The sequence below is a fragment of the Burkholderia sp. GW821-FHT14F03 genome, from assembly GCF_058803765.1.
Genome location: NZ_JBXAPG010000022.1, coordinates 98,953 through 120,057, shown reverse-complemented (window position 1 = coordinate 120,057; position 21,105 = coordinate 98,953). Strand labels below are relative to the sequence as shown.

The following is a 21,105-nucleotide window of genomic DNA, read 5'->3' as shown; positions in this document are numbered from 1 at the left end:
CGTTTTTTCGGCATCGGCATATCCATGACTTTTACCTCTCATGATATGCCCCGCCCACAAAATCCCGGACAGGTCCCCCATGTTCGAGGCCTTGCATCCGTTAGCTTGCGCGAAGGCCTTGGCCTCATCGGTCCATGCGAACGGCCACGCTTGGCAGTGTCGAACCGCCTCATCCCTGCTCGGACGGTTGGGGGCATTCTCCGAGACGAAGTCGAGCCAATCGTCGATCTGTTAACTGGTTCATGGGGCATCTTCCGGTCGATACCACAACGAGTCTAACTGGCTTTCGAGGCCGCGCGCGCAATGCTCCAACTGAGGAGATGCTTGCGGCGCCCAAGTAGCTTGAGTGAAAGCAGAGATTCGGTGTTACGCCAGAATTATGCCAAATTCAGATGAGAGTCTTGATTTATAAGGCGAGATGGGGGTGTGGCTGGTCCCCCGACAGAACTCATGTGTCAATGACAGTGGGGCTTTGTGGGGTAATTTTCGAAATTTGTACCCCCAAAAACACCCCTAAGAAATCGTAGTCGTGAATTCTACAGGTGCGGTTCCACGTAGCGAGTAAGTTCCCTAAGCGGGCATTGCAATGCGCCGAACTCGGTGCGGTGCCAAGGAGTGCTGCGGCAAATTATCGAGCAGAGCAGCGCCTTCGTCTGGGGAGGTCACCGTGATCACCGACATCGCTTTCTGTGAACCTATAAACGTCAAACGATCCAGTAACTCCACGGCGATCTTTTGAGACTCATCGTTGATCGGTCGCGAAATCGGCGCGGCATTCACCAGCAGGTAAGGCGAAGCGTTTGCGCTATCTTGCCGTAGCAGCGATGCTGCAACGTCGAGTTCCAGTATCTTGCTTTCTGCTTCCTTTTGAAGTGTCAGCAGATGAGAGGGTGATTGTGGGAGGCTCGTAACTTGAACGAGATGATGTTCGTGTGCATAGTCAATCGTCATCTCAGGGGCATCGGGCCACCGAATACGTCGGTTAAACCTTGCTTTAAGATCGTTGTCGTGGCGCACGAACGCAGAGCGCAACGATCGTAGAAAATGGCTTGTAGCAGTTGAGTTTCGACGACCGCTTTCGGCTGCATCGTTGAACGAGCCGCGTGTGCCGAATGCTGACAAGGTTCGGATAGCTGCGTCGACTACCTGCCTTTCCGAATAACCACGGACCCGAGTCGGCTTACCTACGAAAAACCCATCGAACGGAGTCTGCAGGTCTTCGATATCAATACCTTCGTCTAATTGGGTGCGCATGAACATCGATACATGCTCGAGAATTCCCAACGCGGACGTCGCGCGCTTATGGCCGATCATGGCTCGAAGCTGATTCGGTTCGAACGCGACATGTGTGGAGATCGCGCGGGGATCGGGAGCGTCGTAGCGAATCGCTAGGATTGCTACCAGCCGTTCCCCGCTCGCACGGTTCAATTCCCAGATGACAGGCACGACCCTAGCCGAGAAGGGCGGTGTAGTGGTCTAATGAATCCGGACACTGATTTAGGCGAGAATGGTCGCCATGAAGAGGTGTCTGATGAGCAAGCAACGACGTACGTTTTCCCCGGAGTTCAAACAGCAAGCCGCGTGTCTGGTGCTCGACCAGGGCTATAGCTATATAGAAGCAAGCCGCTCGGTCGGCGTCGGCGAGACGGTGCTGCGCCGCTGGGTGCAGCAACTTCAGATGGAACGCCAGGGCGTCACGCCGCAGGGCAAGGCAATCACGCCGGATCAACAGCGTATTCAGGAACTCGAGGCGCGTATCGAACGCCTTGAGCGTGAGAAGGCCATTTTAAAAAAGGCTACCGCGCTCTTGATGTCGGAAGGCATCGAACGTACGAAGTAATTGATCAGATTGGCGCAAGCGAATCGGTCGAGCTGATCTGCGCGGTATTCGACGTGTCGCGGTCCTGCCTGTATGCCCATCGAGGGCGAACCCGACGCGTTGATGCCGAGCGAATGGCACTGCGTAGCCGGGTACACGAACTGTTCATCGAGAGTCGAAGCTCTGCTGGCAGTCGCAGCATCATGGGCATGATGCGCGAGGAAGGTACGGCGATTGGCCGCTTCAAGGTCAGCCGCTTGATGGAAGAACTCGGGTTGATCTGCAAGCAGCCGGGCCGCCATGCCTACAAGCAGGCCACGGTCGAGCGGATCGATATCCCGAACCATCTCAATCGCGAATTCGAGGTTGGTACGCCGAATCAGGTGTGGTGTGGTGACATCACGTATGTCTGGGCGCAGGGCCGTTGGCATTATCTGGCTGTAGTACTCGACCTGTTCACGCGTCGGGCTGTTGGCTGGGCGTTCTCGACACGCCCTGATGCCGATCTGGTCGTGCAGGCGTTGGAGATGGCCTACGAGCAACGTGGTCGACCGCAAGGCTTGCTGTTTCACTCGGATCAAGGCGGTCAATATGCAAGCCGGAAATTCCGTCAGCGCCTCTGGCGCTATCGGATACAGCAGAGCATGAGCCGTCGAGGAAATTGTTGGGACAACTCCCCGATGGAGAGGTTGTTCCGCAGCTTCAAGACCGAATGGCTACCGTCAGTGGGCTACATGTCGGCGCAGGAGGCACAGCGGGACATCAGCCACTACCTGATGCACCGGTACAACTGGATACGGCCGCATCAGTTCAATGACGGACTGGCGCCGGCGGTTGCGGAAGAAAAACTTAATGCAGTGTCCGGGATTAGTTGACCACTACAGTCGGAAATCCCGCTCGCATTCGCGGATACCACATCACCACAACGATCCGGCGCATAGACGGTACGCCAGTACGAGGGCAGTTTCGGAGCGAGATTCGACATGTCGGCGGAACTGGATTGTCTCTGGAGCAGGCCCTCGATTATGGCCAACGGTTCGCGATGGCTTTGATCGAACACGGCTTCCCAGAGAACAACGATTTTTGGAAAGAGTGAAATCAAAGTGAGTGGCCTGACGAAGGAGGAACTAGCGAACTTTTGATTGGTGCAGCCTGACCTTGACGGTTTACCTCCGCGACGCGTATGCGTAGGCTAACTGCTCTGATCTCTTGGGGCACGTAATGGCAGACGCGATCACATTCGAGCGCAAGGCACTCTACGATGAGGTATGGACCGACCCGATTGCCATCGTGGCTAAACGTTACGATCTGCCGGACGGCGCCCTTCGGAAAATATGTCGAGAACTCGCGGTGCCAACTCCATCCCAGGGATACTGGCCATCTCTGCGAATGGGCAAAGTGAAGCCCGAGCGAACTGCACTCCCTGCATTTAAAGGGCCCAGCACATACGCGTACACAGCGGATGCGAAGCGCCTAGCGATCCAAGCGGATGCTCGGCGCATTCGACAAGAAGAGTCGGCTCCCGAGAATCGAGTTGTCCCGAACGCAGATGGCCCGCTTAAAGATCCACTGGTGAAGGCTGTTGCGAAGTATCTAGACACTGCGGTGAAACATCTCGAGATGCGCAAGCGACCAGGATGGCGTCCGGCAACTTCAGCGGGTTGGATGCATGTGTTTATGACTCACTCAGGATGCGTCGATCCCGAGCACGAGTATCTACGCATCATCGTTACACCACCAATGCGCCGGCGCGCCGTATATATCGCGGATGTATTTATGTGTGCGGTACGGGCACATGGGTTCGTTGCGCGGCCCACAGAGAAGGGTGTGGAAATAGAATGTAAAGACGTCGTGATGCGCATCCGGCTGACTGAACTCGAGCGACAAGAGGCTACGGCCGACGGCCAGTCCTGGGTCGCGCTGGGCCGGTTACGGCTATCTTTGCGGCGCGTTCAATATGAGCATGGCATACCGGACGGAATTAGTATCACCGATGCGCCAGGCAAGCCAATTGAAGAGCAACTAAACGACCTGATCGCGAAGCTACGCGTTCTGGTCTTGGGGGCTGACGGCAGGGAGGAGCAACGTAAGCTAAGCGCGATCGAGCGCGAGGCGCACCGAATCAAGATCGAAGCGGAGGTGCGTGAACGTCTACGACAAGCCGAGGAAGCAAAGCGCGATGCTGATTGTGTCGATGGGCTCTTTTCTGAAGCTGATCGCTGGAGCGTGATTGAACGACGTCGACACTACCTAGATTGCGTCGAACGTGCAGCTCAAGATCAGGGAGTCGACTTGTCTATCGGATCGCCCTTACATAGTTGGCTATCGTGGGCGCGTGGTGTGTGTGATAAACATGACCCATTACGAGCACGATTGGGTTCAATCGCGTGATGGCCCAGAATGGGCGTATCGCACTGGACCATCAGCAAGAAGACGGTTTTCATATGCCCCTCTCTACGGTTTCAGCGCATCGGGCTTCATCAGCGCCTGAGGTACGGACTTCGGTCTGGTAGGTGGCTCGGTCTTCTCCCCGGTGATTCTCGCGCGTGCAATGATCGGTCGGCCGCGTGCGTTTACCCAGAAGGGGATGCCTGATGTACGTAACCACGCGACCTGCAGTTCCTCACGCGACTTCCCACGCTTGCCAATGAGAATCCCCGTGAGTTCACCGACTTCCTCGGCCGTGAGGAACAAATCACTTTTCGTTTCCAATCTAGCCTCTCTGTCGAAATCCTGTCATGTATTCTGTTCGTGAAGAGCCGGCGCAACCACAGTCCGTAAAGTTATCACCTTGACCTGCGGCGGGATATTGTGACCAATCAGGCAGTGAGTCGCCTGTTGACCATAAACGCCCAAAGTGGCGGACAGTTTACAAAATTCCGCTTGACGTCGAAGCGCGTGGGACATAATCTCGAATTGCGCTTGAAACAACAAGCGCCGGGCCTGGAAACCCGAGAGACACAGGCGGATGAGACCGCCGCCCTAGGCGGTATTTTTTCGTCCGTAGTATCGTTGCGCACTCATCTTTTATGGGTGGGCCATGGTGGGGAGGCGCTTGCGCCTGCCGGTTCCTGTGTTCCGGTTTTCCAGCCCCGCCATGTGCCCGCCCACCCCACCTGGAAATGGGATGCGGGCTCTCTCAACACAGGAGCCATCATGTCTCACCATCTGAAAGCTGCAGCTGATCTCAACCGCGTCTTCGATCGTATTGGGCCACACGGGCTCGACACGGATTACGCTGGCCGTACCCTGAACACGATCTACCGCGGTCTGTCCGGTATCCGCGCGATTTCCCAAATCCTTACGGCGAGCAGCGTAGCCGAAGACTGTGATGAGCAGCCGCTAAAGCCGGTGCTGGCCGGCGGATTGCTCGATGCGGTATCTGCGCTCTCGTCGCTGATGGTTTCGGAGATCGATAGCTTGGCAGATCACGCCTATGGCCGTGCGCAATCTGTGGAGGTGCATCATGGCTAAGCGTACCTTGTCTCCGGGATATCGGGCCGGTGCCGCGACGTTGGTGGCGATGCTTCACGAATTGGAGACATTGAAAAATGTCGGTCCATTCATGACCGGACAAAAGATTTACGCTACTCGTTCTAGTATGGATGACGTGCGGCGTGCAGGATTTGATGACACCTTGGCACTCTGGATACACATGAATCTGGTCGAGGGAGTTTGTCCATGCCTCGACCGTTGGGATCCGATCAAGGAACTGAAGGATACAGATTACTGGCAGCCGGAGCAGTGATTTAGTGCGTCGCAACATGCCGCACGAAATCGGAGTGCTGGTTGAACCGAGGGCCCGATACTGTCTCGCTGGCCCAGAGAGAACATCGTTCTCGGAGTATATTTTTCGAATCCTGTGCCGTAGGAGAAGAGGATGTCAGGAGAAGGGCAAGCAGTAAACCTTCAACTTATCGAAGACGTCAACGCCGGCTGCATAGTGGTGTTTGTCGATGAATGGGGCAACTCGCGAACTCTTGAGGCTCGCGCTGTATGCCGGGTATCGGGGAAAAATGCGATGCTCGTTGGCTATCAAATCGACGCTCGGTACGGGATTGCGCCGGAGCAACTCTGGAAGCGGATAGCGGTATCGAGGCACATAGGTTTCGTCAGAGCCGCGCCCGATTTGTCGGCCAGATCGATACCGTCACAGTACACCGAAAACGTCTTGGAACTTCTCGCGATGGCTCCGAATACCGGATGGGACCAGACGCCGAGCCAGTTCGACGACGATGATTGAATGTCTAGTCTTATCCTAGCTCGACGGAGCGAAAGCAGGGCTCCCTTACCCTGTTGGCGCGGTTCCCAATATGGGGTGCGTGAGGACGCAATGGCGAATGAATCGAATAAGCCGAGCCGGAGAGAGCATACGTACCGGATTCGGGCAGAACGAAAACATTATCAGCAGCCTTCTCTTAAGGATGAGGCGAAAAAGCTTGCCAAAGAGCGAGGCATGACTCTAGACGAGGCCACCGACGCAGTCCTTGCGGCTAGGCGGGACCATGCTCGGCAACTGACTGAGGATGCCAAGATCCGGCGTTCTGCCGGCCGCGGAACCAGAAAGCAGAAAGTGGATACGAATGACCCGGCGCAGGTGAATGCAATGAGGCCGATAAGATTTGATTCGATTGATAGTCCTGCTGGTAGACCCGATCCACAAAAAAAAGCTCCTGTGTTTTACGACTTGGACCCTGCGCAAGTGACACTCGCTGAAGCCGAAAAAATAGAGGCGAGGAAAAAGTTCGAAAAGGAGCGGGCACGGCAGCAACGGATTGAGCTTCGGGATTCCCTAGTCCTTCGTGCGGACGCATTTGCTGCTTTCGTTCTCATAGTAGAAAAGAAAGGGTTGCCTGCTCACGTCATAGACGAGAGGAAGTTTGCGGCAATTACGACGCAAAAACGATGGGATTTGGTGCCCAACGTTTTAGCGTGGTTGATCCGAGAAGATTCGGAAGTGAGGGTCGCGTTCGATGCATTTTCTGATGCCGCCAAACGATGCACGGAGAACCTACGCGTAGGAGCGAGCAAAGTGAGCGGCCACGCGAGCGAAATCATTTCCGAAAAGTATCGAGAGATGTTTTTGCAAGCTGCGTCAATCTACGCGCGAAAGCTGAGTCATCTAGAGTCGTCGCTTGATCGACTCGACGTGCTTCCGGCTGAAGAGTTGCAAAGACTGGTTGAGGACGGGGATGAACTCTCAAGGCGCATTGCCGATCTCAGTCTGCGAGTGGCTGCCGAACTGAAGAGTAGAAGTGCACGGGAAGGCAAAGCTGCACAAGACGCTCAATGGGTCCCGATTAGGAAATTCGCAGTTGACCTGGCTAGCCAGCGTCCGTACCCAAGTTTAAGGAACGCTGCGCTTTCGATAAGTAAGGAAGTCCTCGGGTTTGCCAAGACGCTGGGCATCACGATGAGCGAGTCTCAGGCTGAGAAAACCATAACTTCATACTTGAAGGATGGCGGATGGACGCCTACCCCGTCTGCGAGCAAACGGGGTACGTCGGCAAGCTAACGAGCGACTTCGGCTGGCTAACGGCCTACCGAGACTAGTCCGCGACGGCCATCATTAGCTCACCAAGTTGAACCACCGACGACCAGGATCTGTTGCACGGAAATTTCCCGCTGCCTAGATTGAGGTTGTCGTCAGTCCAGGTGAGCGAACGTGAAAAAGACAGCGGTGCAGGCCGACTCCGGCCGTCCGATCGAGCCGACCCTTCCGTGGGTCGGCCTCTCCAAATGGGCCCAGATCGCGCCCTTTATCCCGATGTGCCGCGAGAGCTGGCGAAAGCTGGGTCTCGCCGGCAAGGCTCCCCAGCCGATCCGGATGAGTCGGACGCACTCGGTATACAGCAACGCCGAGGTGCATCGCTGGCTGGCGGATCCGCTTGGTTACGTCGTGCCGGCTCAGGAAGAGCAGGAGGCGGCGTGAAGTCAGGACCCCATCCAACTGTTGGGCCCGCCACCACCTCGTCGTGCATTGATGGGCTGGGCCTGGCCGGGAAGCTTGATATCGGTGTTGCAGACGGGGCAGTGCCACCATCCGATGGTGTACTGGGTCGTCGGGTGGAGGCGCAGGACGGCCTTGCGCCGCTCGGGGCCGTCGAAGCAGGGCTGACAGATGTAGTGCTCAGGCTCCGCCGCGGATGGATTACCGGGTGCGGTGCCAACTGGCCGGGCATCTGCGCGATAAGCGAAGCTGCCCGGAACGAGTTCGAACAGCACGTAGGAGCCCTTCTCCGCGAGAGCTTCTTTGGCTTCGGCCAATTCCTTTGTGGTCTTGAGATACTCCTCCTGGAACGTCAGGAGGGCGGTGTTGTGCGCGAGCAGTCCTTGTTGGGCCTTGATCAGCGCCTCGTTCAACTCGCTGAGCTTCGCTGCCGACTGGTTGAAATCTCGAAGTCCGAGTGCGGCTCTACCGAGTGCAACAGCGGCGTTCAAGGATGTGACAGCGCTACTGATATCCGAAAAGTCCATGGGAATCCCCCGGATGGTGGTCGCGTCGATTGTGGTGATCACGATTCTACTGCCGGTGCGGATTCCCGCCCGAACGATGGGGAGGCGGCATGCCAGAACCATTAGGAGTGGTTTTCGGTGAGTTCGTCAACGATATTGCTGGCGACGTGCTGGTCGGCAAACCCACGTCTAGCGCGGTTCTCCCGGATCTGCAGGCTGAGAAAGTGGTCGTTTCCCATTTGAACGGCCCTTCGCCGCGAGAAATATACGGGAAACCGGTATAGCTTAAGCACGTCGATTGGTCATCGACGAGCAAGAGAGGCGCCCCGCGTTTGTGGGGAGTGAGGCGAGCCGAACCTCTCCGGCAAACCGATCCGACTGACCATCGGCACTCCCCAGAGGCGCGGGGATTTTTTATAGCCATTTAGTAATCCTTAGTGGATTTTTGGCAAGGATGGTAAGCATGAAAGCCGCCATTGAAAGTGATGTGATCGTTGCGGACCCGCCGTGTCAGTCGTATTCGGCGCCGCGCTGCCTGAGACGATTCAGCGTTCCGAATTTCGTCAGTTGGTCGATCAACCAGGTCGAGCACATCGAGGTGACAGGGCAGCGCCGACACGACTGCGAGCGTGAGGCTCGCATCTCCCAGCTCGGCGTCTTACTGGAGTCGCCAGTCGCTACGCCGCTATGGCGGCGCGTGTGCAAGCACGCGATGTACGGCGAGATCCGTGCACGTAGCGCCGATCAAAGACTCGTCATGGAACTGGCGATCCAGGAGTCCATGCGATGAGCTTCCAAGCGATGACATGGGCTGTCGAGCAGGATCTGCCGGCACTGCAGAAGCTCGTTTTGCTGATGCTGGCGAACTGTACCAACTCGCACACCGGGCGCTGCGATCCCTCGCATGAACGGCTGGCCAAAGAATGCGGCATGAGCCGTGATTCCGTGCGGCGGGCGATCGCCGAGTTGGAAAGACGAGGTTTGATCGAGATCCAGAGGCAGCTCCAGAACGGCGTAAATCTCCCGAACCAGTACGTCCTGAGGGTGGGGGCATCCGTGGGGGTAGTAGGTGCTGAGAGCACCGACGGGTATGTGCTGTCAGCATCTACGGTAGGTGCTGACAGCACCTGGGGTAGGTGCTCACAGCAGGGAGGGGTAGGTGCTGACAGCACCACAAAACAGGAAGTTAAACCAGGAAGTAAACCTAAAACCCTTTCGGCTGACGCCGATGTGCGTGCAGGCAAAGATTTGCAATCGGGCAACGATCCGAAATTCGAGGAAGCGTGGGGGCAGTATCCGAAGCGTGAAGGCTCGAATTCGAAGCAGGCTGCGCAGCGGGCGTGGAGCGCTCGAATCCGCGAAGGCATCGATCCCGAGGTGCTGGTTGCGGCAGTGGCCGCCTACGCGGTGGCGATGAAAGTTGCAGGCAACATCGGCACGCCGTACGTCAAGCAGGCGTCGACGTTCTTCGGCAGCGATCGGCATTTCGAGGAATACGCCAAGCCGAGCGCCTCGAGGAGCGATCTTTTCGATGGCCCGGGCCGGGAGATGCCGTGGTGGAAGGCTGCGGGATTCGCGTACCAGTGGCAGGCGACCAATGCGGGCTGTAGCGAGCGATCGTCGTACCTTTGGGCGGATGGCGTTCGTCGGGAGCTGCGAGCATGAACGCCCGAGAACTCGTCGAACGGATGGCGGAAAACTCGCAGGCCATCGCCGAGCACCTCTTGCCGAATGGCCGAAAGGCGGGCAAGGAATGGAAAACCGGCAGCACGGCTGGCGAGAAGGGGCAGAGCCTGTCGGTGTGCCTGGCCGGCGCGAAGCGGGGCGTTTGGAAGGACTTCGCCAGCGGAGAGGCAGGAGATCTTCTGGACCTTTGGCGCGCCTGCCGATCGTTGTCGGTGGCCGACGCCATGCGCGAGGCGAAGCAGTTCCTCGGCATCAGGGACGACATGCCGAAGCGGCAGGCACCGGCATATCAGCGTCCGGTGCGGCCGAAGGCTACTCGCCCGACAAGCCTGTTGGACGAGTGGTTCGGTAGCCGGGGAATCACGAATGAAACCGTCAAGGCATTCCAGATCGCCGAACAGACGCACGGCTCGAAGACGCACATCGTCTTCCCGTATCTCCGCGGTGGTGAACTGATCAATGCCAAGTACCGGAACATCGCAGACAAGAAGGACATGCGGCAAGAGGCCGGCGCCGAGCCGTGCCTGTTCGGCTGGAACCTGATCGACCCGGCGGCGCGTGTCGTTACTATCGCAGAGGGCGAGATCGACGCCATGACGCTGCACCAGATCGGAATCCCAGCTCTGTCGGTGAACGCCGGCGCTGGTAATCACCAGTGGATCGATAGCGACTGGGAACGGCTCGAACGTTTCAGTGAGATCTTGCTCTGCTACGACAACGACGAGGCCGGCCGGAAAGGCGCGCAGGAGGTCGCAAACCGACTCGGTATCGAACGTTGCCGAGTCGTGTTCTTCGATGAATCAAAGGATGCCAATGAATACCTGTTGTCGGGTGCTACGGCCGCGGATTTCCGTCGTTGTTGCGATCAGGCAGCGGGCTTCGACCCGGATGAGCTCAAGTCGATCGAGCGCTTCTGGTCGAATGTCAAATCGATGTTCTATCCGGCACACGAGGACGCGAACTGGCCGTATCTGTCGTTCTGTGGCCGCAATGAACTCTGGTTCGAATTCCGCCCGGGCGAGGTCACGGTCTGGACGGGTATCAACGGACATGGGAAGTCATTGCTGCTCGGCCAAGTGCTGCTCGGTCTGATGTGCCAAGGGGAACGCGCGTGTGTTTTTTCGGGCGAGATGAAACCGGAGATGCAGGGCAAGCGTATCGCCAAGCAACTGGGCGGTCTCGACCGTCCTACCCCGGAATACCTCGACCATATGGGTACATGGTTGCACGATCGGATGTGGGTCTTCGATCTCGTCGGCGTTGCTGCGATCGAACGCTTGGTGACCGTCTTCACCTACGGCTTCAAGCGCTATGGGATCCGCCATTTCGTGATCGACAGCCTGATGATGACCGACGTCCCCGAAGACGGTCCGGGCGCCATGACGGCTCAGAAGGAAGCGATGCGGATACTTGCCAACTTCGCTCGTCAGTACAACGTTCATGTTCATCTCGTCGCCCATCCCCGCAAAGGCCAGGACGAAAAGCGCATCCCGGGAAAGATGGACGTCGGCGGCAGCGGGAAGATCACTGACGCCGCAGACAACGTGTTTTCTGTCTGGTCGGCGCAAAAGGACCAGGACGACGAGAGTGTCGACGAGCCGGACGCGTTTCTGACGCTGCTGAAAGCTCGGAACGGCGAAACGCAACGCAGGTCGCTCGCGCTGTTCTTCAACCGAGAGTGCATGCAGTTCGGGCCGAGCGAGAGTCGCCGTCCCTACACCTATCTACCCTACAGCCGCAACGCCGAAACCATCGCAGATCTCACCGGCAGGAGCCGAAGCCATGACCCAGATGACCGAACCGTCGACCTTTAAGCGCCCGGAATGGTCTCTTGGGGCGCTTACGCAGCATTGGGTCGAGGCGCTTTTTTCGAAGATGGCGCCCTTCTACGGTTCCCGATTCGCCTCCATGTGGACGGGCGTGAGCGTCGGAGAGGTGCAAAAGGCGTCGGGGCTCGAGCTCGCCAAGCAGTTCGCGGTCGAGCCGGCGCAGCAGGGCGACGCACTGTCGCCGCGCCAGCGCGGACCCCGCGTTGTGGCGCCGGATGCGGTGGCCGACTGTCTGCGTGGCGAGGGGCTGGTGCTCGGCGAGGACCGCGAGGGCGCGCTGCGGATCGCCTGCCCGTGGCAGCACGAGCACACCACGGGCGAGCCGGACGACGGCTCGACGGTCTGGTTCCCGGCCGGCACGAGCGGTTACGACCGCGGGCATTTCAAATGCCTGCACGGGCACTGCACTGGGCGCGGCGGCGGCGAGTTCCTCGAGGTGGTTGGCTACGCCAAGACCGCGACTACGCGCAAGCGCGCGCAAGGTCGCAAACATCGGAGCAAACCATGACTGAAAACCAAACCCAGCAACCGCAGAGCATCGTCGGCGAGATCGTCGAAGGGCTGCACAACCTCGAGCAGAAGGTCGATCACCTGATCCATCCGACGGATGCGGTGCCCAGCAGCACCGAGCCCGCATGGGAACCGAATGCCACGCAACTGGCGGCGATCGCGATGGGTACGAATACGCAAACAACGCAGGAGGCTGGCAGCGCCGTGCTGGGAGAGCCGACGGCAACTGGTGCCACGGACGCGGGCGCCGCATCGGCGGACTCGTCCTCTGTCGCCGCCGTGGCTACGCCGTCTGATGCTTTGGCAGTGGGAACGCCCACGCCGCCGGCGTCAAGCGACGCGAACGCCGCGTCGCCCGCGTCGCCGACGGACGATGTCGCTGCTCACGCGCCGCTGATCCCTTCCCTGACCGCTATGGCGGCCGAGATCCGCACGCGCCTGCGCAACATCAAGTCCGTCCTGCACGGCACCGAGGACTCGGTCGCCGCGGTGATTCAGGCCGAGCTCGCAGCCATCGAGCGCGCGCTTTAAGAGGGGGACTGAGCATGGATCGCATCGACGAAGTGCTGTTGACGTGGTACGCCTGGACGAACGACTACACGCCAAAGCTCGGGTACGGGTCATGCGATCCAGCCTGCCGCAGTTTTCGCTCGACCCGGCAGTGGATGACGCTCGACGAGCTAGGCGACGAGGTCGACGCTACGATGCGCGCGTTAATTGGCGCCGCCGTCGAGCCCCTCGTCGGCGAGCTCGGCCTGCGCGAGCGCGTCGCCGTGAACGTGGCAATGCGTAACCAGCAGGCGGGCGCCATCGTCTGGCGCAACCCCCGCTGGCCAGAGACGCAGGAAGAGGACTACAATCGCGCGAAGACGCAGATCGAGCCGAAGCTGCGCGCCGCGGGGCTACTGGATAACCCATGAAGCGACTTGTCTTGCTGCTGACCGCCTGCTTGGCGGGATGCGCGACCTACCAACTCGACCTGATGCCGCGCGGAGCCGGCGCCATGGCGCACGGCGAAGCCCATCAGATCGACAAGTCGGTGGCCATCACGATCGGCAGTGAGACGTATCACGGTCGCTACGCTTACGTGCAGGGCGGCGCTTATTCGCTCGCCACGATGGGTGGCACCACGACGACAGCATTGGGCGTGAGCGCGGTCGGCAATGGCAACATGCTTGCGTCGGCAGCCGACGGCCACAACCTGCGTTGCGTGTTTTCGTTCAGTGGCTGGTCGCAGCAAGGTGCGGGCGAGTGCCTCACCGACGGCGGGCAGCTTTACGACCTGCAGATTTCTCGCTAACCATGCTCCATACGATCGCCATCATCCTGTTCGTCGCTCTGGTGACATACGCCTTAGTTGACTGACCTCTGTTTTTCTGTTTGAATGCACTTCGTGGGGCAAGTTGCGCCCTGACGAAACGTAAAGCCCGCCTAGTGCGGGCTTTTTGCATTTCTCCGCCCGCTGATGAGAGCGACGTTTGGCCCGGTTCCGCTCGGGCCTTTTCTTTTTCTGGAGCCGGTTCGTGGCCAAGCTCAGCACGTTGGCGCGCAAGCGCCTGTCACCGAAGGACTTCGCGGATCCTAAGGACCGCAATTTTCCGCTCGAGGACAAGGCGCACATCCGCGCGGCGGAATCGTACGAGCGCTACGCCACGTCAGGTGAACGCAAGAAGATCGCCGCGGCCGCGCGCCGCGCCTTCAGCAAGAAGGGCGCACGATGATCCAGCCGACGGACGATCGCATCGTCGTACTGCCGGACGAGCTGCGCGACGACGTCACGAGCGCGGGCATCGTGGTTGCGGTGCGTCAGAACATCGAAAGCCAGCGTCACCTGGGCGGCACCGGCACCATCGTGGCCGTAGGCCCCGGCAAGCGCGGCCGTGATGGCCTGCGTATGCCGCTCGTCGTCGAGCCGAGCCAGCGCATCGTGTTCGGCGAGTTCCAGCACCGCGAATACCACGAGGACGGTAAGTGCTACTTGATCATGCAGGAAGCCGACGTGTGCGGGGTCATCGAGTGAAACCGGAAGCCACGCACGTGATCTGCTGCCCGACGAGTCCGAACGACGGGAAGCACGTGCGTATCGTTTCCGAGCACGGCTACAACCCGCGCACTGATGCGTACGAGCAAGGGTTCGTCGAGGTCGAGCTGCTCGACACGGGTATCGTCGGCTCGATCGACCGGCGATTCCTGACGGCGGTGCAGTGATGCGCATCGAGTTCTCGCCCGAGATCTTCGATCGCATTTGCGACGAGATTGCGACAGGCAAGAGCCTGCTCGAAGTGTGCCGACAACCGGGCACGCCGAACCGCCGGACTTTCGAGCGTTGGTGCGAGCGCGATCCTGCATTGAAAGCGAGATACGACGATGCATGCCGCGCGCGCGAAGATGTGATCTTCGAGGAAATCCTCGAAATCGCGGATGACACGACGCACGACACGACCGTCACCGACCACGGCGAACAGCCGAATAGCGAGTGGATCTCGCGCTCGCGTCTGCGCGTCGACGCGCGCAAATGGGTGCTCGCGCGCATGAACCGCAAGAAGTACGGCGACAAGGTCGATTCCGAAATAGATGTGAAGGGCGAGATCAAGACGATCACGCGTCGTATCGTCGACCAGAAGCGGGATGACGAAGATCCTGAAAGCGTTGCCGACCTGGTATGACCGCCGACCTGGTGATCGAGACGCCGCGGGTGTTCCTGCCGCTGCTCACGCCCGCTCGCTATAAGGGTGCGCACGGCGGGCGCGGCTCCGGAAAGTCGCATTTCTTCGGCGAGATGATCATCGAGCGCTCGGTGCTCGAGAAGACGGACATCGTCTGCGTGCGCGAGCGGCAAAAGTCGCTGCAGCAGTCGGTGAAGAAGCTGCTCGAATCGAAGATTGAGAGCCTGAACGCGGGCTATTACTTCGACGTGCTCGACGCCGTGATCAAGAGTCGCCTCGGCGGCCGGATAATCTTCGAAGGGATGGCGAATCACACGGCCGAGTCGATCAAGTCGCTGGAAGGCTACGACATCGCGTGGGTCGAGGAAGCGCAGACGCTGTCGCAGAAGTCGCTCGACATGCTGCGCCCGACGATCCGCAAGCCGGGCAGCGAGCTCTGGTTCTCGTGGAATCCGCGCCACGCGACCGACCCGGTCGATGCGCTGCTGCGCGACGACAACCCGCCGCCCGACGCGGCAGTCGTGCAGGCGAATTACGCCGACAACCCATGGTTTCCGGATGTGCTGCGCGCCGAGATGGAGTATGACCGGGCGCGCGATCCGGACAAGTATTCGCATATCTGGCTCGGCGCGTACCAGCAGAGCAGCGAAGCCCGTGTGTTCCGCAACTGGCGCATCGAAGAATTCGAGCGGCCGGCGGGCACGATCTTCCGCCTGGGCGCGGATTGGGGCTTCTCGGTCGATCCGAGCGCGCTGGTGCGCTGCTCGATCGACGGCAATGCGCTGTACGTCGACTACGAGGCGTATCAGATCGGCTGCGAGATCGTGAATCTGCCCGAGCTGTTCATGGGCGTGCCAGATGCCGAGAAGTGGCCGATCACAGCCGACTCGGCACGGCCCGAAACGATCAGCTACATGCGATCGCACGGTTTCCCGCGCATCCAGTCGGCGGTGAAAGGCGCAGGCAGCATCGCCGAAGGTGTCCAGTTTCTGCAGTCGTTCGACATTATCGTGCACCCGCGCTGCAAGCACCTGATCGACGAACTCACGCTGTACCGCTACAAGAGCGATCCGCTCACGGATCAGGTGCTTCCCATTCTTGAGGACAAGGACAACCACGTGATTGATGCGCTTCGCTATGCGTGCGAGGGCGCGCGGCGCGCCGTCAAGCGCGTCGTTGCGGTCCAGCCGGTACAGCCCGTGATGCCCGCGTTCCCCGGTAGCTGGATGGGGGGCTGATCATGGCCAGCACTTCGACTCGTACGCGCCGCGTCACCAGCAGCGACTCGGGTGCAGGCATGAATGCGGTCATCAAGGAAGCGCAGGAGTGCCTCAAGATCGCGATCGAGGCCGAAACGCAGAACCGCTCGGAAGCGCTGAGGGACCTGAAATTCGCGGCCGGCGACCAGTGGCCCAGCATGATCCAGACGCAGCGCCAGCTGGAGCACCGACCGTGCCTGACGGTCAACAAGACCGACAGCTTCGTGCGCCAGACGGTCAACAACATGCGCGAGCAACGTCCGCGCATCCAGGTGCATGCCGTCGCAGACGGCGCGGACAAGCAGAAGGCGGACGTGATCGCAGGTCTTATGCGTCACATTCAGGTCGCGAGCAATGCGGACGTTGCTTACGACACCGCGGCCGATTTTCAGGTGCGTATGGGATGGGGCTACTGGCGCGTTGCGGCGCGCTACACGCGGTCCGACAGCTTCGATCAGGAACTGTACATTGACCGCGTGCGCAACCCGTTCACGGTCTACATGGACCCGTCACATACGCTGCCGGACGGGTCGGACGCGAACTGGTGCGTGATCACGGACCTGATGACGCGCAAGAAATTCGAGCGCAAATGGCCGAAAGCGCGCTGGGTCGACCTGCGTGCGCTCGGCGCGGGCGACGATCTGCACCAGTGGGCGACGAAGGACGAGATCCGCGTCGCCGAATACTGGAAGGTCGAGCACGTGCGGGACACGCTGCTGATGTTCTCGAATGGCGAGACGCATTACCGCAGCCAGATCACGCAGGACGATCTCGACCGAGCGGCCGGCAACGGCCTGACTGTCGTGCGCGAGCGCGACACGGTGCGCCGCTCGGTGAAGTGGTACAAGCTGACCGCGCTGGAGATCCTCGAGGAGCGCGAGTGGCCCGGGAAGTGGATCCCGGTCGTGCCGGCCTACGGCGCCGAGTACGAGCTCGAAGGCAAGGTCATCCGCTACGGCATGGTGCGCATGCTCCAGGATCCGCAGCGAATGTACAACTTCTGGCGCACCGCCGAAGCCGAGCTCGTCGCGCTCGCGCCGAAGGCACCGTGGCTTATCGCGGAAGGGCAGATTGAAGGGCAGGAAAACGTCTGGAACCAGGCGAACCAGCGCAGTTTCGCGTACCTGCAGTACAAGCCGCAGTCGCTCGATGGCCAACCCGTTCCGCCACCTCTGCGGCAGCAACCGCAGGGCATGCCGGAAGCGCAGGTCAATGCGGCGATGGGCGCGAGCGAGGACATGAAGGCCGTGGCCGGCATGTTCGACCCGGCGCTTGGCGCCGAGGGGCAGGAGACGTCGGGGGTGATGGTGCAGCGCCGGCAGCAGCAGTCGGATCGCTCCAACTTTCATTTCTACGACAACCTCTGCCGCTCGATCCGCCATACCGGCAAGATCCTGCTCGACCTCATCCCGCATTACTACGATGTCGAGCGCACGGTACGCATCATTGGCGAGGACGGCGTCCCCGATAGCGTGACGATCAACCAGAAGCAGGTCGATCCGCAGACGCAGGCGGTGCAGCAGGTGCTCAACGACGTGACGATCGGCGAGTACGACGTCGTGATCGATACGGGCCCGGGCTATCAGACGAAGCGCGAGGAAGCGGCCGAGCACATGCTCCAGTTGCTGGCCACACCGCTCGGCCAGAAGGTCGCTATGCTCGCCGACGACGTGATCCTGCGGCAGTTCGATTGGCCGGGCGCCGACCAGATCGCCGACCGCATGGCGGCGGCGAACCCGATCGCGCAAGCTGAGCAGCAACTGCCGGATAACGTGCCGGACGAGGCCAAGGCCATGATCGCGCAGCTGCAGACCCAGCTCAAGCAGGCCACCGGCCTGGTGCAGCAGCTGCAGACCGACCTGAAGTACAAGCTGACCGTCGAACAGACCCGGCAGCAGGGCGAGATGCAGCGCGCGCAGATGCAGGACGACACGAAGCGGCACGACGTCGAGAGTCGCGACGCGACGGCACGCGACATCGAAGAGATCAAGGGCCACGTCGCACTTCTGCTTGCGCACATGGAAGGCAAGCGCGAAATACGCGCTGTCGAGGCAGCGGCGAAGAACGACGCAACGCATTGAGAACAGCTTCATCCTCGCTCGCACGGCTTCCCCAAGGCCGAGCGGGCGTTTTCATTTGGGGATTCGTGGAGTAGATCCATGTCCGAAACTCGCACTGTTGTCACTTCCGAAACGCTGATGCAGCAACTGACCGGCGCGCCCCCGGCCCCCGAAGTCAAGATGCCCGATCATGCGGGCGACGATGGCGCGGGCGCTGTCGCCGCGGCGGATGCTCAGCAGCAACCGAAGAAAAAGCCATTGGTCGAGGAACTCGTGCGCACGCGCCATGAGCGCAATGCTGCGCGCGGCGAGGCCGAAGAAGCATCCGCGCGCGCCGCGCGCCTGGAAGCCGAATTGGTCGAGCTGAAGCAGCAGTTGCATGCCTCGCAGGCGCAGCCCGCGCCGAAAGACCTTGATCCGAAGCCGGAGCGCGCCCAGTTCGTTAGCGATTCTGACTTCATGGAAGCGCTCGCGGAATGGACGGCCGACAGGAAGTTGGAAGAACGACAGCAGGAAGCGCAGCAAGCTCGCGCGGCCGCTGTGCAGGAACAGTTGATCGATGACTGGCAGCGCCGGCTCGATCTGGCGAAGGCCGATCTGGCCGACTTCGACGAAGTGGTCGGCAAGTCCGAAATCGACATGCCGAATCACCTGTATTTTGCGATCGTCGAGAGCGATGTCGGCCCGCAGCTGGCGTACTACTTCGCGAAAAATCCCGACGAAGCGCGGCTGTTGAAGGGCATGAGCCCGACGGCAGCGCTGCGCACGCTCGGCAAACTCGAGGACCGTCTGTTAGCTGAACAAGCCACGGCGATAATGTCCCCCGAGAAGAAAGATCCGGCTCCTGCTGCGGCCGCAAGCGCGCAGAAAACCCCCGAAGTTTCGAAGGCGCCCCCGCCGATCGACCCGCTGCGGGACGCATCCACGCCCGTCGAGAAACCGACGTCGCAGATGACGTTCCAGGAATACAAGGCGCACCGCGCCGCCCAGCAGGCCGCTCGCCGACGGTAACGCCCAGACCAATCCGTAAAACCCGCTTCGGCGGGTTTTTGCATTTCTGGAGCTTGAAATGAGCAACAACCAGCTTACCATCAGCGATATCACGAACGAAGCGCTGATGGTTCTCGAAAACGAGCTGACCTTTACCGACAAGGTCAACAAGGAATACGACGACAAGTTTGCGATTCCCGGCGCGAAGATCGGTTATACGGTCAACGTCCGCAAGCCGGCGCGCTTCAAGGGCACCGTCGGCCCGGCGCTGAACGTCGAAGACTTCGTCGAATCGAGCGTGCCGGTCACGCTGAGCACGCAGTTCCACGTCGATACGCAGTTCACGATGGCCGATCTGCTGTTGTCCATGGACGATTTCTCGCGGCGCCTGATCAAGCCGGCCGTTGCGGCAATCGCCAACAAGATCGACTTCGACGGTACCACGTTCGCGTACCAGAACACCGCCAACGCGCTCGGCACGCCGGGCACGAAGCCGACGGACCTGCTCCCGTTCCTGAACGCGGGCGCCACGCTTGATTCGGAAGGCGTGCCGCGCGACGGCGAGCGTTACATCTGCCTCGACCCGTTCACGATGGCCAACACCGTGAACGTCCTGAAGGGTCTCTTCAACCCGCAGGCGCAGATCGGCGAGCAGTACAAGAAAGGCCTCATGGGCCGCGACACCTGCGGTTTCGACTGGTACCAGGATCAGAACGTGGTCTCGTACAAGGTCGGTGCCCAGGGCGGCACGCCGGTGTTCTCGACCGCGGGCATCTCGTCGGCGCTGATCACGTCCGGCTGGCAGGACAACGGCACGCTGTACACGACCGGCTGGACGGCGTCGACCAACGTCCTGAACGTGGGCGACATCATCACGATCGCTGGCGTGTATGCGGTCAACCCGCAGAACCGCGCCGCCTGGGGCACGCAGACGTTGCGCCAGTTCGTGGTGCGCCCGGCGGTCGGGACGCCGTCGAACGGCACGTTCACGCCGATCACCAACAGCTTCGGCCAGGTGGTGGGCGGTTCGTACACGTCGGACGGCAGCGGTGTGCTGCAACTCACGATCGCGCCGGCGATCATCAGCGCGGGCCAGTTCCAGAACGTGATCGCGGCGCCGGCCAATAGCGCCGCGATCACAGTGTTCGGCGCCGCCAACACGCTGTCGCCGCAATCGCTGGCCTTCCACCGCGATGCCTTCACGCTTGCATCGGCCGATCTCGAATTGCCGGATGGCGTGCACTTCGCCGGTCGCGCGGCCGACAAGCAGACCGGCCTTTCGATCCGCGTGGTGCGCCAGTACACGATCAACAACGATGCCATCCCGACGCGTCTCGACGTGCTCTACGGATGGGCGTCGTTGTATCGCGAAATGGCCGTGCGCATCGCTGCGTAACCCAGATTGCCCCGCCTCGCGCGGGGCTTTTCCCTTTCTAGGAGAAGGAAATGCCGAACACCAATCCGGGCCCGGCGGTCACCTCGAGCAATACCTCCGTCGCCGCCACCGGCAACCTCGCCAACGAGTGGGTGCTCTCGCTCGTTCCCGGCCTCACCACGTCGATTCCCGCGGCTTCGTCCGCTGAAATCTCCGTGACGGTTCAGGGCCTCGCGCTGAACGACTTCGTCGAGGTCAACAAGATGAACCACATTGCCGGTCTGTCCGTCGGCAATGCGCGGGTCTCGGGCGCCAACACGCTGGCGATCCAGATGGTGAACTCGACAGCGGCGCCGATTGCGCTTCAGGCAGCAGATTCCTATCTGCTGTCGGTCGAGCGTCCGCTTGCTGCGCAGGCGTCGACGAGCCTGCCGACCAGCATCCCGTCGTAATCG

26 protein-coding genes are annotated in these 21,105 nt (G+C 60.4%); 23 read left to right on the top strand and 3 right to left on the bottom strand.

Translation table 11 applies throughout. From position 1 onward, the window contains the following. Positions 1–570: 570 nt before the first annotated feature. Positions 571–1,446, bottom strand: coding sequence for a hypothetical protein (locus AC1RQF_RS17080; RefSeq protein ID WP_492872558.1), 876 nt, complete (start codon positions 1,444–1,446; stop codon positions 571–573). A gap of 85 nt (positions 1,447–1,531) precedes the next feature. On the opposite strand from AC1RQF_RS17080, the gene AC1RQF_RS17075 reads away from it, so the two are divergent. Continuing rightward, positions 1,532–2,694, top strand: a protein-coding gene (locus AC1RQF_RS17075; protein WP_492872557.1) for an IS3 family transposase whose coding sequence is annotated in 2 segments (ribosomal slippage) — positions 1,532–1,787 and positions 1,787–2,694 — 1,164 coding nt in all. Because the reading frame shifts where the segments join, the coding sequence is not laid out codon by codon here. Positions 2,695–3,040: 346 nt separating this feature from the next. Then, positions 3,041–4,210, top strand: a complete 1,170-nt coding sequence (locus AC1RQF_RS17070; RefSeq protein ID WP_492872556.1) for a hypothetical protein — start codon at positions 3,041–3,043, stop codon at positions 4,208–4,210. A 63-nt stretch (positions 4,211–4,273) separates the two neighbouring features. Here the strand turns inward: AC1RQF_RS17070 and AC1RQF_RS17065 are convergent, their stop codons facing one another. After that, entirely contained in the window at positions 4,274–4,513 is a 240-nt protein-coding gene (locus AC1RQF_RS17065; protein WP_492872562.1) for a DUF4224 domain-containing protein, read from the bottom strand. A 117-nt stretch (positions 4,514–4,630) separates the two neighbouring features. Between AC1RQF_RS17065 and AC1RQF_RS17060 the strand changes: the two genes are divergently transcribed. The 5 genes from AC1RQF_RS17060 to AC1RQF_RS17040 all read left to right on the top strand — a co-directional run bounded on the left by AC1RQF_RS17060 (position 4,631) and on the right by AC1RQF_RS17040 (position 7,751). After that, a complete protein-coding gene (locus AC1RQF_RS17060) occupies positions 4,631–5,293 on the top strand; it encodes a hypothetical protein (protein WP_492872555.1) in 663 nt (220 codons plus the stop codon). Further along, complete coding sequence (locus AC1RQF_RS17055) at positions 5,286–5,567, top strand: hypothetical protein (RefSeq protein ID WP_492872554.1); 282 nt, start codon at positions 5,286–5,288, stop codon at positions 5,565–5,567. Before AC1RQF_RS17060 ends, AC1RQF_RS17055 begins: the two co-directional genes overlap by 8 nt. 132 nt (positions 5,568–5,699) lie before the next feature. Then, positions 5,700–6,062, top strand: coding sequence for a hypothetical protein (locus AC1RQF_RS17050; protein WP_492872553.1), 363 nt, complete (start codon positions 5,700–5,702; stop codon positions 6,060–6,062). A gap of 213 nt (positions 6,063–6,275) precedes the next feature. Further along, positions 6,276–7,334 (top strand): hypothetical protein, encoded by a 1,059-nt coding sequence (locus AC1RQF_RS17045; RefSeq protein WP_492872552.1) that lies wholly within the window; start codon positions 6,276–6,278, stop codon positions 7,332–7,334. A gap of 150 nt (positions 7,335–7,484) precedes the next feature. Further along, positions 7,485–7,751, top strand: a complete 267-nt coding sequence (locus tag AC1RQF_RS17040) for a helix-turn-helix transcriptional regulator (RefSeq protein ID WP_492872551.1) — start codon at positions 7,485–7,487, stop codon at positions 7,749–7,751. 2 nt (positions 7,752–7,753) lie between these two features. Here the strand turns inward: AC1RQF_RS17040 and AC1RQF_RS17035 are convergent, their stop codons facing one another. Beyond that, a complete protein-coding gene (locus tag AC1RQF_RS17035; protein WP_492872550.1) occupies positions 7,754–8,338 on the bottom strand; it encodes a hypothetical protein in 585 nt (194 codons plus the stop codon). 400 nt (positions 8,339–8,738) lie between these two features. Here AC1RQF_RS17035 and AC1RQF_RS17030 point away from each other — a divergent pair, with 400 nt between their 5' ends. From AC1RQF_RS17030 to AC1RQF_RS16955, 16 genes are all read left to right on the top strand, one after another. Next, complete coding sequence (locus AC1RQF_RS17030; RefSeq protein WP_492872549.1) at positions 8,739–9,065, top strand: hypothetical protein; 327 nt, start codon at positions 8,739–8,741, stop codon at positions 9,063–9,065. Further along, complete coding sequence (locus AC1RQF_RS17025; protein ID WP_492872548.1) at positions 9,062–9,940, top strand: helix-turn-helix domain-containing protein; 879 nt, start codon at positions 9,062–9,064, stop codon at positions 9,938–9,940. The genes AC1RQF_RS17030 and AC1RQF_RS17025 overlap by 4 nt, the downstream gene beginning before the upstream one ends. Continuing rightward, the gene (locus AC1RQF_RS17020; protein ID WP_492872547.1) at positions 9,937–11,775 is read left to right on the top strand and encodes a toprim domain-containing protein; all 1,839 of its coding nucleotides are present in this window, start codon (positions 9,937–9,939) and stop codon (positions 11,773–11,775) included. Before AC1RQF_RS17025 ends, AC1RQF_RS17020 begins: the two co-directional genes overlap by 4 nt. Beyond that, positions 11,744–12,298, top strand: a complete 555-nt coding sequence (locus tag AC1RQF_RS17015) for a hypothetical protein (RefSeq protein WP_492872546.1) — start codon at positions 11,744–11,746, stop codon at positions 12,296–12,298. The genes AC1RQF_RS17020 and AC1RQF_RS17015 overlap by 32 nt, the downstream gene beginning before the upstream one ends. Continuing rightward, positions 12,295–12,831 (top strand): hypothetical protein, encoded by a 537-nt coding sequence (locus tag AC1RQF_RS17010; protein WP_492872545.1) that lies wholly within the window; start codon positions 12,295–12,297, stop codon positions 12,829–12,831. Before AC1RQF_RS17015 ends, AC1RQF_RS17010 begins: the two co-directional genes overlap by 4 nt. Before the next feature lie 14 nt (positions 12,832–12,845). Continuing rightward, on the top strand, positions 12,846–13,220 hold the full coding sequence (locus AC1RQF_RS17005) for a hypothetical protein (RefSeq protein WP_492872544.1): 375 nt from the start codon (positions 12,846–12,848) through the stop codon (positions 13,218–13,220). Then, positions 13,217–13,600, top strand: coding sequence for a hypothetical protein (locus tag AC1RQF_RS17000; RefSeq protein ID WP_492872543.1), 384 nt, complete (start codon positions 13,217–13,219; stop codon positions 13,598–13,600). Before AC1RQF_RS17005 ends, AC1RQF_RS17000 begins: the two co-directional genes overlap by 4 nt. Positions 13,601–13,823: 223 nt before the next feature. Then, complete coding sequence (locus AC1RQF_RS16995; RefSeq protein WP_492872542.1) at positions 13,824–14,021, top strand: hypothetical protein; 198 nt, start codon at positions 13,824–13,826, stop codon at positions 14,019–14,021. Then, positions 14,018–14,320, top strand: coding sequence for a co-chaperone GroES (locus tag AC1RQF_RS16990; protein WP_492872541.1), 303 nt, complete (start codon positions 14,018–14,020; stop codon positions 14,318–14,320). The genes AC1RQF_RS16995 and AC1RQF_RS16990 overlap by 4 nt, the downstream gene beginning before the upstream one ends. 56 nt (positions 14,321–14,376) lie before the next feature. Continuing rightward, a complete protein-coding gene (locus AC1RQF_RS16985; protein ID WP_492872540.1) occupies positions 14,377–14,508 on the top strand; it encodes a hypothetical protein in 132 nt (43 codons plus the stop codon). Then, positions 14,508–14,966: a terminase small subunit-like protein gene (locus AC1RQF_RS16980; protein WP_492872539.1), complete on the top strand. Its 459-nt coding sequence runs from the start codon at positions 14,508–14,510 to the stop codon at positions 14,964–14,966. The genes AC1RQF_RS16985 and AC1RQF_RS16980 overlap by 1 nt, the downstream gene beginning before the upstream one ends. Then, the gene (locus AC1RQF_RS16975) at positions 14,963–16,204 is read left to right on the top strand and encodes a PBSX family phage terminase large subunit (protein ID WP_492872538.1); all 1,242 of its coding nucleotides are present in this window, start codon (positions 14,963–14,965) and stop codon (positions 16,202–16,204) included. Before AC1RQF_RS16980 ends, AC1RQF_RS16975 begins: the two co-directional genes overlap by 4 nt. A 2-nt stretch (positions 16,205–16,206) precedes the next feature. Then, on the top strand, positions 16,207–18,306 hold the full coding sequence (locus tag AC1RQF_RS16970) for a portal protein (RefSeq protein WP_492872537.1): 2,100 nt from the start codon (positions 16,207–16,209) through the stop codon (positions 18,304–18,306). A 78-nt stretch (positions 18,307–18,384) separates the two neighbouring features. After that, positions 18,385–19,296: a hypothetical protein gene (locus tag AC1RQF_RS16965; protein WP_492872536.1), complete on the top strand. Its 912-nt coding sequence runs from the start codon at positions 18,385–18,387 to the stop codon at positions 19,294–19,296. Between the two features lie 58 nt (positions 19,297–19,354). Continuing rightward, positions 19,355–20,671 carry a P22 phage major capsid protein family protein gene (locus AC1RQF_RS16960; protein ID WP_492872535.1) on the top strand — a complete coding sequence of 439 codons (1,317 nt, stop codon included), beginning with the start codon at positions 19,355–19,357 and terminating at the stop codon, positions 20,669–20,671. 50 nt (positions 20,672–20,721) lie between these two features. Further along, positions 20,722–21,102: a hypothetical protein gene (locus tag AC1RQF_RS16955; RefSeq protein WP_492872534.1), complete on the top strand. Its 381-nt coding sequence runs from the start codon at positions 20,722–20,724 to the stop codon at positions 21,100–21,102. Positions 21,103–21,105 lie beyond the last annotated feature (3 nt).

Coding starts and splice junctions, on each gene's coding strand:
- AC1RQF_RS17070 (WP_492872556.1), top strand. CDS start 3,041: ATGGCAGACGCGATCACATTCGAGCGCAAGGCACTCTACGATGAGGTA.
- AC1RQF_RS17055 (WP_492872554.1), top strand. CDS start 5,286: ATGGCTAAGCGTACCTTGTCTCCGGGATATCGGGCCGGTGCCGCGACG.
- AC1RQF_RS17050 (WP_492872553.1), top strand. CDS start 5,700: ATGTCAGGAGAAGGGCAAGCAGTAAACCTTCAACTTATCGAAGACGTC.
- AC1RQF_RS17045 (WP_492872552.1), top strand. CDS start 6,276: ATGACTCTAGACGAGGCCACCGACGCAGTCCTTGCGGCTAGGCGGGAC.
- AC1RQF_RS17030 (WP_492872549.1), top strand. CDS start 8,739: ATGAAAGCCGCCATTGAAAGTGATGTGATCGTTGCGGACCCGCCGTGT.
- AC1RQF_RS17025 (WP_492872548.1), top strand. CDS start 9,062: ATGAGCTTCCAAGCGATGACATGGGCTGTCGAGCAGGATCTGCCGGCA.
- AC1RQF_RS17020 (WP_492872547.1), top strand. CDS start 9,937: ATGAACGCCCGAGAACTCGTCGAACGGATGGCGGAAAACTCGCAGGCC.
- AC1RQF_RS17015 (WP_492872546.1), top strand. CDS start 11,744: ATGACCCAGATGACCGAACCGTCGACCTTTAAGCGCCCGGAATGGTCT.
- AC1RQF_RS17010 (WP_492872545.1), top strand. CDS start 12,295: ATGACTGAAAACCAAACCCAGCAACCGCAGAGCATCGTCGGCGAGATC.
- AC1RQF_RS17005 (WP_492872544.1), top strand. CDS start 12,846: ATGGATCGCATCGACGAAGTGCTGTTGACGTGGTACGCCTGGACGAAC.
- AC1RQF_RS17000 (WP_492872543.1), top strand. CDS start 13,217: ATGAAGCGACTTGTCTTGCTGCTGACCGCCTGCTTGGCGGGATGCGCG.
- AC1RQF_RS16990 (WP_492872541.1), top strand. CDS start 14,018: ATGATCCAGCCGACGGACGATCGCATCGTCGTACTGCCGGACGAGCTG.
- AC1RQF_RS16980 (WP_492872539.1), top strand. CDS start 14,508: ATGCGCATCGAGTTCTCGCCCGAGATCTTCGATCGCATTTGCGACGAG.
- AC1RQF_RS16975 (WP_492872538.1), top strand. CDS start 14,963: ATGACCGCCGACCTGGTGATCGAGACGCCGCGGGTGTTCCTGCCGCTG.
- AC1RQF_RS16970 (WP_492872537.1), top strand. CDS start 16,207: ATGGCCAGCACTTCGACTCGTACGCGCCGCGTCACCAGCAGCGACTCG.
- AC1RQF_RS16965 (WP_492872536.1), top strand. CDS start 18,385: ATGTCCGAAACTCGCACTGTTGTCACTTCCGAAACGCTGATGCAGCAA.
- AC1RQF_RS16960 (WP_492872535.1), top strand. CDS start 19,355: ATGAGCAACAACCAGCTTACCATCAGCGATATCACGAACGAAGCGCTG.
- AC1RQF_RS16955 (WP_492872534.1), top strand. CDS start 20,722: ATGCCGAACACCAATCCGGGCCCGGCGGTCACCTCGAGCAATACCTCC.